Source organism: Nocardioides anomalus (genome assembly GCF_011046535.1).
Lineage (GTDB): Bacteria > Actinomycetota > Actinomycetes > Propionibacteriales > Nocardioidaceae > Nocardioides > Nocardioides anomalus.
Genome location: NZ_CP049257.1, coordinates 2,831,344 through 2,846,611 on the forward strand (window position 1 = coordinate 2,831,344; position 15,268 = coordinate 2,846,611).

Sequence of the window (15,268 nt, forward strand, 5' to 3'; positions counted from 1 at the left end):
CCCGCAGGCTAGCCCGAGCCGACTGGGACCAGGCGGCGCAGCACCACGGTCTGCCCGAGGGTCCAGCCGTTGTTGAGCCCCCAGTAGACGAGCAGGGCCAGCGGCACGAACCCGCCCGCGACCAGGAGCCCCGCCACGGACAGCGCCGGCAGCAGCTGCTGCACCCGGGCCATCGCCTCGGGCACGTCCGCCGACGCCAGCGCCAGCCGCTGGGTGGGGAACGACAGCGCCGCGGCGCCCAGCGCCAGCCCGGCCACGACGGCCAGGTGGGCGGCACCGGCGCCGAGGTAGCCCCGCTGGGCCAGCGGTACGCCGAGCACGGTCGCCGCCCCGAGCGAGGCCACCAGGCCGCCGTCGAGGGCGCCGACCGGCGTCCCGGCGGCCACGTCGGTGAGCAGGTGGTAGAGCGCGAACCACACCGGCAGCTGCGCCAGCAGCGGCAGGCAGCCCCACGGCGACAGCCGGTGCTCGGCCGCGACCGCGCGCCGCTCCTCGGCGTACGCGCGGAGGCTCGCGGCGTCGCGCCGGTCGCGGTAGCGCTCGGCCAGCGCCCGCAGCTGCGGCCGCGCCCGGGCCGCCGCCCGCGCCTGCCGGGCGCCGTGCACGGCCAGCGGCACGAGGGCGAGCCGCACGGTGACGACCACCGCCGCGACGCTCAGCACCCAGGTCGTGCCGGAGCCGGGATCGAGACCGGCCCCGGTGAGGCCGGCGTGGGCGACGGCCACGACCGTCGCGAGGGCATGGGACAACGGGTCGAGCAGGGACACCTTCGGGGCTCCTGGGGTGAGGGGGGTGGGCTGACGGACGTCAGCGCACCCCGGGAGCCCGCGGAGCGTGCGGGTGCCGCGGCCCGTCCGTGGCCCGTCCCGCCACGAGCGGGACCTCCACGAACCCACGACCCGGCTCGCGGACGGCCACCGCGACGAGGACCGGCACCGGTCGTGCCACGTGGGCGACGACGGCCAGGGTGATGCCGGCCAGAAGCACCGCAGCCAGCCCTGAGGCGCTCAACGGCTGCGCCGCGAGGGTCATCAGCAGGGCCATGCCTGCCGAATCTACGCGCCCCCCGGGCCCAGCCGTCGAGGATCGCCCGTCGCCGGGTCGTCGCGCGGCTCAGGTGTTGGGCACCATGATCGCGCGGTAGCGCCACGTGCCGTCCGCACTGACCACCGTCGGCGAGCCCGTCACTCTGCCTCCGGCGAACGGCACGCTGCGCAGCGAGCCGTCGACCGAGGAGCCGTAGAGGATCCGGCCCGACGCCAGCGTCACCCCCGCGGCGCTGGCGAAGCTCACCCCGCCCGCGTCGGCCTCGAAGGTCAGGGCGCCGACGACGCCGCTCTCCGGGGTGAAGTAGCGGTACCAGAGCCGGCTGTCCCCGAAGACCGTGTAGTAGATCCGGTGCAGGGTCGGGTCGTAGAACATCCCGGTCAGGTTGCCGATGGGGAACGGGATCCGGGTGCCGTCCTCCGGGTCGTCGTACAGGTTGACCACCTTCTCGGCTCCGGTCGCACCCGAGGACTTGGTGAAGGTGCGCTTGTAGAGCGAGCCGTCGGCCTTGCCGTAGTAGACGGTGCCGTTGAGCAGGAAGGCGCCGCGGACCGTGGACCAGTCCATCGCCGTGTTCGCGGTCCCCGGCTGCCCGGTCGGGGTGCCGTTGGCGTCGACCGCCCGCCGCTGCAGCACTCCGGCGGTCCCCGTGCCGGTGCTCGCGTCGTTGTCGATGACCTCGATGCCGTTGATGAGCGGGTTCTCGGCGACGGCGCGCAGGTCGATGTCGATGCCATCACCGTCGGTGGTGAGCTGGAGCGAGCGCATGGTCCCGGTCCGGTCACCGGCGGCGGCGGCGATGTCGAAGTCGTCGAGGAAGGTGCTTCCGTCGACCAGGACGTCGAAGACGCGCTGGCCCGGCTGCGACGTGCCGCCGTACTGGTTGGCGAAGTAGAGCCGCACGGTCACGTGCTTGCCGGCCGCGACAGGGAGGTTCCAGTCCTGCTGGCCGTAGCGCTCGGCCTGGAAGATCGAGGGAGGGGTGGTGGCGGGCACGGTGGCGTCCCGGGGGACGGTCGCGCCCCAGTCGGCGACGCTCCCGCCGTCGACCAGACCGTCCGCCGAGCTCCAGTCCGGCCCGCCGTCGGCAGCCTGGAGCGGCGGGCCGGCGGCATCCACGCGGTACAGCACGTTGCTGCCGGCACCGGTGGTCCGCTGGGCCACGAACAGGTCGTTGGGCAGCGTGGCAGCCGCCACGGTGGGCACGGTGGTGCCGCCGGCGAGCGGCATCAGCGCCAGGCGGCCGCGGGTGGCACCGCCGATCTGCGTGGTGTCGCTGCCGACCCAGAGCCCGACGGGCGTTGCGAACAGCGCCTGAGCGCCCACCCCGCGGGCCCGTCCGGGGTTCCAGCTCAACGGCAGCCCGTTGACGGTGTCGAGGGCGGCGATGCCCTCCCGCGGCACGGCGCCGGGGCCGGCCTGGTCACCCTGGTACGGGTTGTTCTGCCAGCGCATGTGGCCACCGACGTAGACCACACCGCCGGTCACCGCCACGCCGTACGTCGTGTCGCCGCCGGTGTAGGAGGCCCAGGTCGGGTCGTTGGCGACGCTGGCCGTCTCCCAGCGGCTCACCGTGTCGCACATCGTGCCGGCCGCGGCTCCACCGGCGAAGGCGCCGGTGGCCGACACCACGAAGTAGGAACCGTCCGGGGCGAAGTCGACGTCGCGGGTGAAGGTGTCGAAGACGCCTGCGCAGGAGTTGTGCGCGCGGTCGTAGCGGTTGGTCGCCCACGGGGCCACCACCGCGGTCGCTCCCGAGGTGTCGAGGACCGCGAGCTGGACCCTCGGCAGCCCGCCGACGGTCGCGAAGTTGCCGATCGCGGCGAGGCGGGAACCGTCTGCGCTGATGTCGAAGCGGGTGATGTTGGTCGTCCCGCCACCGTCGTTGGCCGGGTCGTAGACCCCGGTGAACGGCACGTCGACCCCCGCCAGGACGGCGCCGGTGCTGCTGTCGAGCGCCGCGAGAGCCCCGCGGGGCGTGCTCACGCGACCCACCTTGACGGCGGTGAAGGCCCCGCCGATGAAGACCCGGGACCCGCGCACCACGACCTCGTTGACGGCGAGGTTGGGCTGCGGGGTCCACGTGGTCACCACGCTGCCCGTCGCGGTCAGCTTCACCACGCGCTTGGTCGCGGTGTTGGCGCCCGAGGCGCTGAAGGCGCCACCGGCGTAGACGTAGGTGCCGTCGGTGTCCAGGGAGTTGACGGCGCCGTTCAGGTTCGGGTTGAACGACGGGTCGATCACCCCCGTGGTGGCGTCGAAGGCGAAGATCCGGTTGCGCACCAGGTCGTCCGAGGTGTCCTTGAAGGTGGCCGCCGGGCTCACCTTGGTGAACGTCCCGGCGACGACTATCCGGTTGCCGATCTGGGTGATGGCCTGCACGGACCCGTTCATGACGTGCGGCGTGAACGCCACCGGCTTGGCGGCGACGACACTGCTGCCGAGGTCCGCGTTCACAGCGCCGGCTGGGCCGGGGACCACGGCGAGCAGCGCGGCGGAGACTGCGGAGACGGCGGCAGCAGCCAGCGCGGTCCGGTGCCGACGATCGGTCATGAAGACTCCCTGCAGAGGTGTGGGCAGCCTCGGGCCGCCACGGCACACCTGACGCTAGGCAGTCGCCCTGGTCACGCCATCACCGTTTGTAGGTACGTCCGCCACGCTGCTGCTCGGCTCGGGCGTGGCGTGGGCCTGTGGTGCCCCGGACCGCGGCTGTCAGACCGACGCAGCTGCTAGGCGACCGCGACGACGCCCAGCTCCGCCACCGACGTCAGCAGCTCGTTGCGCGGGATGACCCGCACGGTGTACCCGAACGGCCCACCGCGGTCGAGCTCGACGTCGCCGTCGAACCGGTAGCGCCCACCGTCGTAGGTCTCCGCCAGCGCCAGGTCCCGCACCGTGACGTCGGCGAGCACGTCGTTGCTGTCGATCTTGCCGTGCAGCACCTGCACGTGCACGTCGTCCGGCGCGAGGTCGCCCAGGGACACGAAGGCCCGCACGGAGAGCACCGCACCGACCTCGGCGGCGTCACCGACGCCGGAGGACTCGACGTGCTCGACGCGGACCGATAGCCAGGCGCTCTTGACGCGCTTCTTCCAGGCCGCGAGCGTGGCCGCGCCGGTGTAGTCGGCGTTCAGCAGGCGCGCGTTGTGGCAGGCGGGGGCGTAGAGGTCGCGCACGTAGTCGCGGACCATGCGGGTGGCCAGCACCTTGGGGCCGAGGCTCTTGAGCGTGTGCCGGACCATCTCGAGCCAGCGGCCGGGGACGCCCTCGTGGTCGTGGTCGTAGAAGCGGGGCGCGACGTCGTTCTCGATGAGGTCGTAGAGGGCCTCGGCCTCGAGGTCGTCGCGCTTGTCCACGTCGTCGACGCCGTCGGCGGTGGGGATCGCCCAGCCGTTGTCGCCGTCGTACCACTCGTCCCACCAGCCGTCGAGGATGGAGAGGTTGAGCCCGCCGTTGAGGGCGGCCTTCATGCCGGAGGTGCCGCAGGCCTCGTAGGGACGCAGCGGGTTGTTGAGCCACACGTCGCAGCCGGGGTAGAGCGGCTTGGCCATGGCGATGTCGTAGTTGGGCAGGAAGACGATCCGGTGGCGCAGCTCGGGGTCGTCGGAGAGCCGGACGATGTCCTGGATCAGCTTCTTGCCGCCGTCGTCGGCGGGGTGGGCCTTGCCGGCGATGACGAGCTGGATGGGGCGCTCGGGGTGGAGCAGCAGGCGCTTGAGGCGCTCGGGGTCGCGCATCATCAGCGTGAGCCGCTTGTACGACGCGGCGCGGCGGGCGAAGCCGATGGTGAGCACGTCGGGGTCGAGGGCGTTGTCGATCCACTTGAGCTCGGCGGCGGCGGCACCGCGCTTGCGCCAGGAGCTGGCCAGGCGGCGGCGGGCGTCCTTGACGAGGCGCTCGCGCAGCACGCGCTTGACCGCCCAGACCTCGTTGCCGGGGACCTTGTCCACGACGGACAGGAACGCCTCGACGTCGTCGGTGTGCACGTCGGCGCCCTGGGAGGCGGCCAGGTCGAACATCTCGCGGGCCACCCAGCTGGGGGCGTGCACGCCGTTGGTGATCGAGCCGATCGGGACCTCGGCCTCGTCGAAGGCGGGCCACAGGCCGTTGAACATCTCCCGGCTCACGTGGCCGTGCAGCTGGGAGACGCCGTTGGCGCGCTGGGCCAGGCGGAACCCCATGACGGCCATGTTGAAGACGGTCGCGTCGCCGCCGGCGTAGTCCTCGGTGCCGAGGGCCAGCAGCTTCTCCAGCGGTACGCCGGGCGTCGCCCCGGTCTCGCCGGGGAAGTACTGCTCGACCAGGGTCCGCGGGAACCGGTCGATGCCGGCGGGGACCGGGGTGTGGGTGGTGAAGACGGTCGAGGCGCGACCCATCTCCAGCGCGGTGTCCCAGTCCACCTTCGGGCCGTCCTCGGCCACGGTCAGCTCGCGGATCCGCTCGATGCCGAGGAAGCCGGCGTGGCCCTCGTTGGTGTGGAAGACCTCGGGGGCGGGGTGGCCGGTGAGCCGGCAGAACACGCGCAGGGCGCGGACGCCGCCGACGCCGAGCAGCAGCTCCTGGCGCAGCCGGTGCTCGCTGTTGCCGCCGTAGAGGCGGTCGGTGATGTCGACGAAGTGCTGCGGGTTGCCCTCGACGTCGGTGTCCAGCATCAGCAGCGGGACGCGGCCGACCGAGGCCACCCAGATCCGGGCCACGAGCGGCGGGCCGTCGGGCATCTCGATCTCGATGCTGGCCCGGGTGCCGTCGGCCTCGCGCAGCAGCGAGATCGGCATCCCGTCGGGGTCGAGGACGGGGTAGCTCTCCTGCTGCCAGCCCTCGCGCGACAGCGACTGCTTGAAGTAGCCGTGCTTGTAGAGCAGGCCGACGCCGATGATCGGCGTGCCGAGGTCGCTGGCCGCCTTGAGGTGGTCACCGGCCAGGATGCCGAGGCCGCCGGAGTACTGCGGGAGCACGGCGGTGATGCCGAACTCGGGCGAGAAGTAGCCGATCGCGCGCGGGCCGTCCTGGACCTTGCGCTGGTACCAGCGGTCCTCGGTGAGGTACGCCGTGAGGTCGGCCTGGACCGCGCCGAGCCGCTCCACGAAGCCGGGGTCGGAGGCCAGCTCCTCGAAGCGGGCCTTCGGCACCGCGCCCAGCAGCTTGACCGGGTCGCGGCCGGTGGACTCCCACAGCTCCGGGTCGACCTCGGCGAACACGTCCTGGGTCGGCGGGTGCCAGGACCACCTCAGGTTGTTCGCGAGGTCCCCCAGCGCCGAGAGCGCCTCGGGGAGCACAGGACGGACGGTGAACCGACGGATCGCACGCACCCACCGACGCTAACGCAGGTTCTTTGATCGTTCCAAGCCTTCGTCCAGAACCCACCCGCCTGGACTACTCGTCGCCGTGCCGACCTGGCCATAACGGACGGGGTGGAGCGTCGTTGAGCCAGCGCGGGTGGGTGCGACATGGGGACGCACCCACCCGCACCTGCGTCGCGGCACGGTCCCGGCGAGGCCCCGGGAGCGCGTCCCCGAGACGGCCTGCACGAGTCGAGCAGGGGTGGGTACAGGGCGGTCGCTCGCGCTCGGTCCGCAGCGGTCCCGCGCTTGTCCCCCGCCCCCGTCGTCTCGCTAGGTTGGAGCAATGGTCGGTCGCATCCCCGTCATGGACGTCATGCCCGTGGTCGACCTGGGCCGTCAGCCTGCCAAGGCGACGGTCGGCGAGCCGTTCCCCGTCCGCGCGACGGTCTTCCGCGAGGGCCACGACCGGCTCGCCGCCGAGGTCGTGCTGACCGGCCCGGACGGCGAGCAGCGACCCCCGGTGCGGATGGTCAAGCACGAGACCGTCCCCGACCGCTACGACGCCTGGGTCACCCCGGACGCGACCGGCGCCTGGACCTTCGAGATCCACGCCTGGTCCGACCCGGTCGCCACCTGGGAGCACAACGCCGGGCTCAAGATCCCGGCCGGCGTCGACGTGGAGCTGATGTTCGAGGAGGGCAAGCTCCTGTGCCAGAAGGTCCTGGACCAGGTCGCGCCCGAGAGCGCCGAGGGCCAGGTCCTCCAGGGCGCGATCGACGCCGCCGGCGACCCCGGCCGGCCGCCGGCCGCGCGGCTGGCCGTGCTCCAGGACCCGGCCCTGGTCGAGGTGATGGAGCGCCACCCCCTCCGCGAGCTGGTCACCGTCGAGGGCCCCTACCCGGCGTACGCCGACCGCCCGCGAGCGCTCTGGGGCAGCTGGTACGAGTTCTTCCCCCGCTCCGAGGGCGCCTACCTCGACGAGGACGGGACGGCGGTCAGCGGGACCTTCCGCACCGCGGCCCAGCGCCTGGACGCGGTGGCCGCGATGGGCTTCGACGTGATCTACCTCCCCCCGATCCACCCGATCGGCGAGGTCAACCGCAAGGGACCCAACAACACGCTCACCCCCGGCCCGGCCGACCCGGGCAGCCCGTGGGCGATCGGGTCCAAGGACGGCGGCCACGACGCCGTGCACCCCGACCTCGGCACCCTCGAGGACTTCGACGCCTTCGTCGAGCACGCCCGCGGGCTCGGCCTCGAGGTGGCGCTCGACCTGGCCCTGCAGGCCGCTCCGGACCACCCGTGGGTCAAGACCCACCCGCAGTTCTTCACCACCCGGCTCGACGGCACCATCGCCTACGCCGAGAACCCGCCCAAGAAGTACCAGGACATCTACCCGATCAACTTCGACAACGACCCGGTCGGGATCTGCCGCGAGGTGCTCCGCGTCGTCAAGCACTGGATGAGCCACGGGGTGCGGATCTTCCGGGTGGACAACCCGCACACCAAGCCGGTCGCGTTCTGGGAGTGGCTGCTCAAGGAGATCCGCCGCACCGACCCGGACGTGCTGTTCCTGGCCGAGGCCTTCACCAAGCCGCCGATGATGCACGGCCTCGGTGCGGTGGGCTTCCACCAGAGCTACACCTACTTCACCTGGCGCAACGCCAAGTGGGAGCTGGAGGAGTACCTCCGCGAGGTGTCGGCCGAGAGCGACCACGTGATGCGGCCCAACTTCTTCGTCAACACCCCCGACATCCTCCACGCCTACCTGCAGTACGGCGGGCCGGCGGCGTTCAAGATCCGCGCGGCGATCGCGGCCACCAGCGTCCCGAGCTGGGGCGTCTACGCGGGCTACGAGCTGTTCGAGCACGTGGCCGTGCGCCCGGGCAGCGAGGAGTACCTCGACAGCGAGAAGTACCAGATCCGGGTCCGCGACTGGGACGCCGCCGAGCGCGAGGGGCGCACGCTCGCGCCGTACCTCACCCGGCTCAACCAGATCCGGCGCGCCCACCCGGCGCTGCAGCTGCTGCGCAACACCGTGGTGCACAGCAGCGACGACGAGAACGTCCTGGTCTTCTCCAAACAGCGCGACGACGACGTGGTCATCACGGTCGTGAACCTGGACCCCCACGCCACCCGTGAGACCACCGTGCACCTCGACCTGCCCGCGCTGGGCATGGAGTGGGGCGACACCTTCGCCGTGCACGACGAGATCACCGGCCAGGAGTGGAGCTGGGGCCAGCACAACTACGTGCGACTCGACCCCTACGCGGAGCCGGCGCACGTCCTGAGCGTGAGGAGGAACGGTTGAGCACCGACGCGGGGACCGACCTGGAGGTCGTGGCGCCACCGGCCGAGCCGGTGGAGAGCACCGACACCGAGGCACCGCCGGACGCCGACCCGTTCCCGGACCAGGAGGGCAGCACGCCCGACTGGTTCAAGAGCGCGGTGTTCTACGAGGTGCTGGTCCGCTCCTTCCGCGACTCCAACGGCGACGGCACGGGCGACTTCCGCGGCCTCATCGAGAAGCTCGACTACCTGCAGTGGCTGGGCGTGGACTGCCTGTGGATCCCGCCGTTCTTCTCCAGTCCGCTGCGCGACGGCGGCTACGACGTCGCCGACTACGTCAACATCCTCCCCGAGATCGGGACCGTCGACGACTTCCACCTGTTCCTCGACGAGGCCCACAAGCGCGACATCCGCGTGATCATCGACTTCGTCATGAACCACACGAGTGACCAGCACCCGTGGTTCCAGGCCAGCCGGGAGGACCCCGACGGCCCGTACGGCGACTTCTACGTCTGGTCCGACACCGACGACAAGTACCAGGACGCCCGGGTCATCTTCGTCGACACCGAGCCGTCGAACTGGACGTGGGACCCGGTGCGCCAGCAGTACTTCTGGCACCGGTTCTTCTCCCACCAGCCCGACCTGAACTTCGACAACCCGGCCGTGCACGACGCGATCCTCGAGGCCGTCGACTTCTGGTTCGACATGGGCCTCGACGGGTTCCGGCTCGACGCGGTGCCCTACCTCTACGAGCGCGACGGCACCAACGGCGAGAACCTCCAGGAGACCCACGCGTTCCTGAAGAAGGTGCGCCGCCACGTCGACGAGAAGTACCCCGGCAAGATCCTGCTGGCCGAGGCCAACCAGTGGCCGGCCGACGTCGTGGACTACTTCGGCGACTACGAGTCCGGTGGCGACGAGTGCCACATGTGCTTCCACTTCCCCGTCATGCCGCGCATCTTCATGGCGGTGCGCCGCGAGTCGCGCTTCCCCATCTCGGAGATCCTCGAGCAGACCCCGGCCATCCCGTCGGGCTGCCAGTGGGGCATCTTCCTGCGCAACCACGACGAGCTGACCCTCGAGATGGTCACCGACGAGGACCGCGACTACATGTGGGACGAGTACGCCAAGGACCCCCGCATGAAGGCCAACATCGGCATCCGCCGGCGCCTGGCCCCGCTGCTGGACAACGACACCAACCAGATCGAGCTGTTCAACGCGCTGCTGCTCTCGCTGCCCGGCTCGCCGGTGCTCTACTACGGCGACGAGATCGGCATGGGTGACAACATCTGGCTCGGTGACCGGGACGGGGTGCGCACCCCGATGCAGTGGACGCCCGACCGCAACGCGGGCTTCTCGTCGGCCACGCCCGGCAAGCTCCACCTGCCGGCCATCCAGGACCCCGTCTACGGCTACCAGAGCGTGAACGTCGAGGCCCACCTGGAGAACCCCTCCTCGCTGTTGCACTGGATGCGCCGGATGCTCCAGATCCGCCGCCGCCACGACGCCTTCGGGCTCGGCTCGTTCGCCGACCTGGGCGGCTCCAACCCCTCGGTGCTGTCCTACGCCCGCGAGCACGTCGACGACGACGGCTCGACCGAGGTCGTGGTGTGCGTCAACAACCTGTCGCGGTTCCCCCAGCCGGTCGAGCTCGACCTGCGCCGCTTCGAGGGGATGGTGCCGGTCGAGCTGATCGGCGGTGCGCCGTTCCCGGCCATCGGCGAGCTGCCGTACCTGCTGACCCTGGGCGGCTACGGCTTCTACTGGTTCCGGCTGACCGCGGTCGACGACCCCGAGGAGGCGCAGCTCCTGTGACCCCGGACCCCCAGGTCATCTCGGACTACCTGGACCGCACCCGCTGGTTCGGTGGCAAGGGACGCCCGTACGCCGTCACCGACGTCCGCACCGTCGCGCAGCTGCCCGACGGGCCGCCGCTGGTGGTCATCCACCTCGTGGAGGTCGCCTACACCGACCCCGAGGGTGGGACCGAGCTCTACCAGGTGCCGCTGAGCTTCTACGAGCACCCGAAGCACCGGCTCGACCACGCCTTCGTGGGCTGGTGGGAGGACGCCCAGCACGGCTGGGTGCACGCCTACGACGCGCTGCACGACCGCGACGCGATGGCCCTGTGGCAGCGCGCGTTCGCCTCGGCCGCGGACGGTGAGACCTCCGCTCCCCCGTTGGTCTTCCACCGGCTGCCGGGCCACGACCTCGACCTGGAGGCGCACTCCACGCTGTTCTCCGGCGAGCAGTCCAACTCCTCGGTGGCCTTCGGCGAGGACGCCCTGATGAAGGTGTTCCGCAAGGTCACCCCGGGGCTCAACCCCGACATCGAGATCCACGAGGCGCTCACCCGCAGCGAGTGCAGCAACATCGCCGCGCTCTACGGCTGGCTCGAGGCGGCCGACGACGACGGCGAGCCGCTGCAGCTGGCCATGATCCAGCAGTTCCTGCGCACGGCCACCGACGGCTGGGACCTGGCGCTGGCCAGCGTCCGCAGCCTGTACGCCGACCCCGAGGTGCACGCCCACGACTCCGGCGGCGACTTCGCCGGCGAGGCCAACCGGCTCGGCGAGGCCCTGCGCGAGGTGCACGAGCGGCTGCGCGAGCAGTTCCCGACCGGCAGCACTGACACCGCCCAGCTGGCCGCGACCATGACCCAGCGCCTCGAGTCGGCCGTGGGTGCCGTGCCGGAGCTGGCCGAGCACGCCGACCGGCTCCGCGCGCTGTTCGCCCGCGTCGCGGGGCTCGGCTCGCTCGACGTCCAGCGGGTCCACGGCGACCTGCACCTCGGCCAGACCCTGCGCACCTCGCTGGCCTGGAAGCTCGTGGACTTCGAGGGCGAGCCCGTCAAGCCGCTGGCCGAGCGCCGGCTGCCCGACTCCCCGTGGCGCGACGTGGCCGGCATGCTGCGCAGCTTCGACTACGCCCCGCGCGTGGTCGAGCGCTCGCTGGGCACCTCCGACGACACCGACGCGGCGCTCGTCGCGACCCGCGCGGAGGAGTGGGCCGAGCGGAACAAGAACCACTTCCTGACGGCGTACGCCGGCGGTGGGCTGAGCGAGGCCGAGCACACGCTGCTCGACGCCTACGTCGCCGACAAGGCCGTCTACGAATCCGTCTACGAGACGCGCAACCGGCCGTCCTGGGTGGTCATCCCCCTCCAGGCCGTGGCCAGGATCGGAGCCTGATGACCACCCCTCCCAGCAGCAGCACGAGCCCGTCCGTCCTGCCCGTCGACGTCGCGCTGCTCGACCAGCTGGTCCGCGGCGAGCACGGCGACCCGCACGCGATCCTCGGCGCGCACCCGCACGACGGCGGCGTCACCGTGCGCGTGCTGCGACCGATGGCCCAGCGGGTCGCGGTGCGCCACGGCGACGGCACGACCTACGAGCTGACCCACGAGCACGAGGGCGTCTGGGTCGGCGTGCTGCCGGTCGAGGACGTCCCCGACTACCGCCTCGAGGTCGAGTACGGCGACGGGCACGCCCACGTCCAGGACGACCCCTACCGCTTCCTGCCCACCCTGGGCGAGGTCGACCTGCACCTGATCAACGAGGGCCGCCACGAGCAGCTGTGGCAGGTCCTCGGCGCGCGGGTGCACCACTACGACACCCCGTTCGGCGACACCATCTCCGGCACGTCGTTCGCGGTCTGGGCGCCGGCCGCCCGCGCGGTCCGCCTGCTCGGCGACTTCAACGCCTGGAACGGCCGCGAGCACCCGATGCGCGAGCTCGGCAGCTCCGGGGTCTGGGAGCTGTTCATGCCCGACGTGGGCAGCGGCACGTCCTACAAGTACGCCGTGCTCGGTGCGGACGGGCAGTGGCGCGAGAAGGCCGACCCGATGGCCACGTGGGCCGAGCAGCCGCCCGCGACCGCGTCCCGGGTCTTCGAGTCGACCTACGAGTGGGGCGACGAGGCGTGGATGGCGGTGCGCCCGGAGAAGCGGCACGTCCAGGAGCCGATGTCGGTCTACGAGATGCACCTGGCCTCGTGGCGCCGCGGCAAGACCTGGGAGGAGCTGGCCGAGGAGCTGCCGGCGTACCTCGCGGACCTGGGCTTCACCCACGTCGAGCTGATGCCGGTCATGCAGCACCCCTTCGGCGGCTCGTGGGGCTACCACGTCACGTCGTACTTCGCCGCGGACAGCCGCTTCGGCGACCCCGACGGCTTCCGGCTGCTGGTCGACAAGCTGCACCAGGCCGGGGTCGGCGTGATCCTGGACTGGGTGCCCGGCCACTTCGCCACCGACCCGTGGGCGCTGGCCAACTTCGACGGCACCCCGCTCTACGAGGACCCCAACCCCCAGCGCGGCTGGCACAAGGAGTGGGGCTCGCACATCTTCAACTTCGGGCGCAACGAGGTGCGCAACTTCCTCTACGCCAACGCGCTGTTCTGGCTCGAGGAGTTCCACGCCGACGGCCTGCGGGTGGACGGCGTCGCCTCGATGCTCTACCTCGACTACTCCCGCGAGGAGGGCGAGTGGACGCCGAACAAGTACGGCGGCCGCGAGAACCTCGAGGCGGTGCAGTTCCTGCAGGAGATGAACGCCACCGTCTACAAGCGCACCCCCGGCGTCACCACCATCGCCGAGGAGTCGACGTCGTGGCCGCAGGTCACCGGACCGACCTCCTCGGGCGGCCTGGGCTTCGGCTTCAAGTGGAACATGGGCTGGATGCACGACTCGCTGCGCTACGTGCAGGAGGACCCGCTCTACCGCTCCTACCACCACGGCGAGATGACGTTCTCGCTCGTCTACGCCTGGTCGGAGAACTACGTGCTGCCGATCAGCCACGACGAGGTCGTGCACGGCAAGGGCTCGCTGCTGCGCAAGATGCCCGGCGACCGCTGGCAGCAGCTGGCCAACCTCCGCGCGTACCTCGGCTTCATGTGGGCCCACCCGGGCAAGCAGCTGCTGTTCATGGGCGCGGAGATGGGTCAGGAGTCGGAGTGGGCCGAGGCCCGCGAGCTCGACTGGTGGCTGCTCGACCACCCCGAGCACCGCGGCGTGCACAGCCTGGTGCGTGACCTCAACCGGGTCTACACCGACTCCCCCGCGATGTGGCGCGACGACGACCCCGCCGGGTTCCAGTGGATCGACGCCAACGACGCGGGTCGCAACACGTTCTCCTTCATCCGCCGGCCGGTCTCCGCGGACGACCCGGACCTGGTGTGCTTGGCGAACTTCGCGGCCATCCCCCACGAGGGCTACCGGCTCGGCCTGCCGTCGACCGGCACGTGGGAGGAGGTCCTCAACACCGACGCGTCCTCCTACACCGGCTCCGGGGTCGGCAACATGGGCGGCGTCACGGCCGTGGCGGGCGACCACCTCGGCCAGCCGGCGTACGCCGACATCGTGGTGCCGCCCCTGGCCACGGTGTGGTTCCGCAAGGCCGACTAGCCTGCGCCTGTGAGTGATCCCGGGGGCGTCCGCGTCACCACCGTCGGCGAGGGCGTCGCGCGCGTGGAGTGGCCCGAGGGCCAGCCCATCGAGGACGTGCAGGCGGCCGTGGCGCAGGCGTTGGCCGACCACGAGCGGGTCGAGGCGTGGGTGGACCCGACCGACCCGGGCGCCCAGCGCGTGGCCACCTGGTCGGGGCTGCGGCGCGAGGGCGTGATGCGCGGCGGGGTGGCGGTCGACGGCGTCGCCACCGACCGGATCGTCTACGCGCGACTGGCCGGCGACCTGCCCGCCCAGGAGCCGGAGGGGTTCCGGGCCCTGCTCAACTCGTTCCTGCCGCGCAAGCGCGCGATCGCGCAGATGCTGGTCCGCGACCCCGAGGACCGGGTGCTGCTGTGCCGGCTGACCTACAAGCAGGACTGGGACCTGCCCGGCGGCGTGGTCGAGGTCGGCGAGTCGCCGCAGCTCGCGGTGACCCGCGAGATCGAGGAGGAGCTCGCGCTCCAGCTCCCCGCCGGCCGGCTGCTGCTCACCGACTGGCTGCCGCCGTGGAGCGGCTGGGACGACGCACTGTGCCTGGTCTTCGACGGCGGCGTGCACGACCCGTCGATCCTCGACGACGTGGTGCGCCAGGAGCGCGAGATCCGCGACGCGGCGTTCTGCACGCTTCAGGAGGTGCGCGAGCGCTGCGCCGACTTCACCGCCCGCCGGATCGCCTCGGCCCTCGACAACGTCCAGACCGGCGGCGGCACGGCGTACTCGGAGTCGGGCCGGGTCTGACCGGCCATCCGGGCCAGCTCGTCGGCCACGACGCGCAGGACCGGCAGCGGCGAGCCGACCGCGTCGCGGAGCTCGTCCAGCACCTCGCAGGCGGGGTCGAGGACGTGCAGCACGCCGCGGACGGCGCCGTGGTCGTCGAACAGCGGCGCGCCGATCAGGGTGGCCGGGACGTACTCCTCGTGGACGGGCAGGTGTGAGGCGAACCGCTCGTCGGTGGGCACGTCGTGCACCTCGACCGCGACGCCGGCCTGCGCGACGTACCCCGCGATGCCCTGGCCCACCCGCAGCCGGGTGCCCTTGAGCCGCTCGGCGCCCTGCCCGTCCCCGGCCACGAACTCGACCACGTCGCCACGGACCAGCCCGCACACGCACGCCCGGGCCGCGAAGACGTCGCGGACCGCCGCGCAGACCTCGTCCAGCTCCTCCCCCACGTGCTGCCCGGTAACCCGCACGAGCGCCCATCCACGTC

At 71.9% G+C, this 15,268-nt stretch carries 10 protein-coding genes; 5 read left to right on the plus strand and 5 right to left on the minus strand.

Going from position 1 to position 15,268, the window contains the following annotated elements:
- Positions 1-8 precede the first annotated feature (8 nt).
- The 4 genes from yidC to glgP form a co-directional block, all read right to left on the minus strand.
- The gene (gene yidC / locus G5V58_RS14245) at positions 9-767 is read right to left on the minus strand and encodes a membrane protein insertase YidC (RefSeq protein ID WP_165233923.1); all 759 of its coding nucleotides are present in this window, start codon (positions 765-767) and stop codon (positions 9-11) included.
- Between the two features lie 40 nt (positions 768-807).
- Complete coding sequence (locus tag G5V58_RS14250; protein ID WP_165233926.1) at positions 808-1,044, minus strand: hypothetical protein; 237 nt, start codon at positions 1,042-1,044, stop codon at positions 808-810.
- A gap of 69 nt (positions 1,045-1,113) precedes the next feature.
- Positions 1,114-3,600, minus strand: a complete 2,487-nt coding sequence (locus G5V58_RS14255) for a malectin domain-containing carbohydrate-binding protein (protein WP_165233928.1) — start codon at positions 3,598-3,600, stop codon at positions 1,114-1,116.
- A 176-nt stretch (positions 3,601-3,776) separates the two neighbouring features.
- The gene (gene glgP / locus G5V58_RS14260; protein WP_165233930.1) at positions 3,777-6,356 is read right to left on the minus strand and encodes an alpha-glucan family phosphorylase; all 2,580 of its coding nucleotides are present in this window, start codon (positions 6,354-6,356) and stop codon (positions 3,777-3,779) included.
- Between the two features lie 316 nt (positions 6,357-6,672).
- On the opposite strand from glgP, the gene G5V58_RS14265 reads away from it, so the two are divergent.
- The 5 genes from G5V58_RS14265 (at position 6,673) to G5V58_RS14285 (ending at position 14,799) form a co-directional block, all read left to right on the plus strand.
- Positions 6,673-8,640, plus strand: a complete 1,968-nt coding sequence (locus tag G5V58_RS14265) for an alpha-1,4-glucan--maltose-1-phosphate maltosyltransferase (RefSeq protein WP_165233932.1) — start codon at positions 6,673-6,675, stop codon at positions 8,638-8,640.
- 137 nt (positions 8,641-8,777) lie between these two features.
- A complete protein-coding gene (treS, locus tag G5V58_RS14270) occupies positions 8,778-10,433 on the plus strand; it encodes a maltose alpha-D-glucosyltransferase (RefSeq protein ID WP_230487357.1) in 1,656 nt (551 codons plus the stop codon).
- Positions 10,430-11,809, plus strand: a complete 1,380-nt coding sequence (locus tag G5V58_RS14275; protein WP_165233936.1) for a maltokinase N-terminal cap-like domain-containing protein — start codon at positions 10,430-10,432, stop codon at positions 11,807-11,809. Before treS ends, G5V58_RS14275 begins: the two co-directional genes overlap by 4 nt.
- Positions 11,809-14,019: a 1,4-alpha-glucan branching protein GlgB gene (glgB, locus tag G5V58_RS14280; RefSeq protein ID WP_165233938.1), complete on the plus strand. Its 2,211-nt coding sequence runs from the start codon at positions 11,809-11,811 to the stop codon at positions 14,017-14,019. The genes G5V58_RS14275 and glgB overlap by 1 nt, the downstream gene beginning before the upstream one ends.
- A gap of 9 nt (positions 14,020-14,028) precedes the next feature.
- On the plus strand, positions 14,029-14,799 hold the full coding sequence (locus G5V58_RS14285; RefSeq protein WP_165233940.1) for an NUDIX hydrolase: 771 nt from the start codon (positions 14,029-14,031) through the stop codon (positions 14,797-14,799).
- Here the strand turns inward: G5V58_RS14285 and G5V58_RS14290 are convergent.
- Positions 14,688-15,230, minus strand: coding sequence for a GAF domain-containing protein (locus tag G5V58_RS14290; RefSeq protein ID WP_165233942.1), 543 nt, complete (start codon positions 15,228-15,230; stop codon positions 14,688-14,690). The genes G5V58_RS14285 and G5V58_RS14290 overlap by 112 nt on opposite strands.
- Positions 15,231-15,268 lie beyond the last annotated feature (38 nt).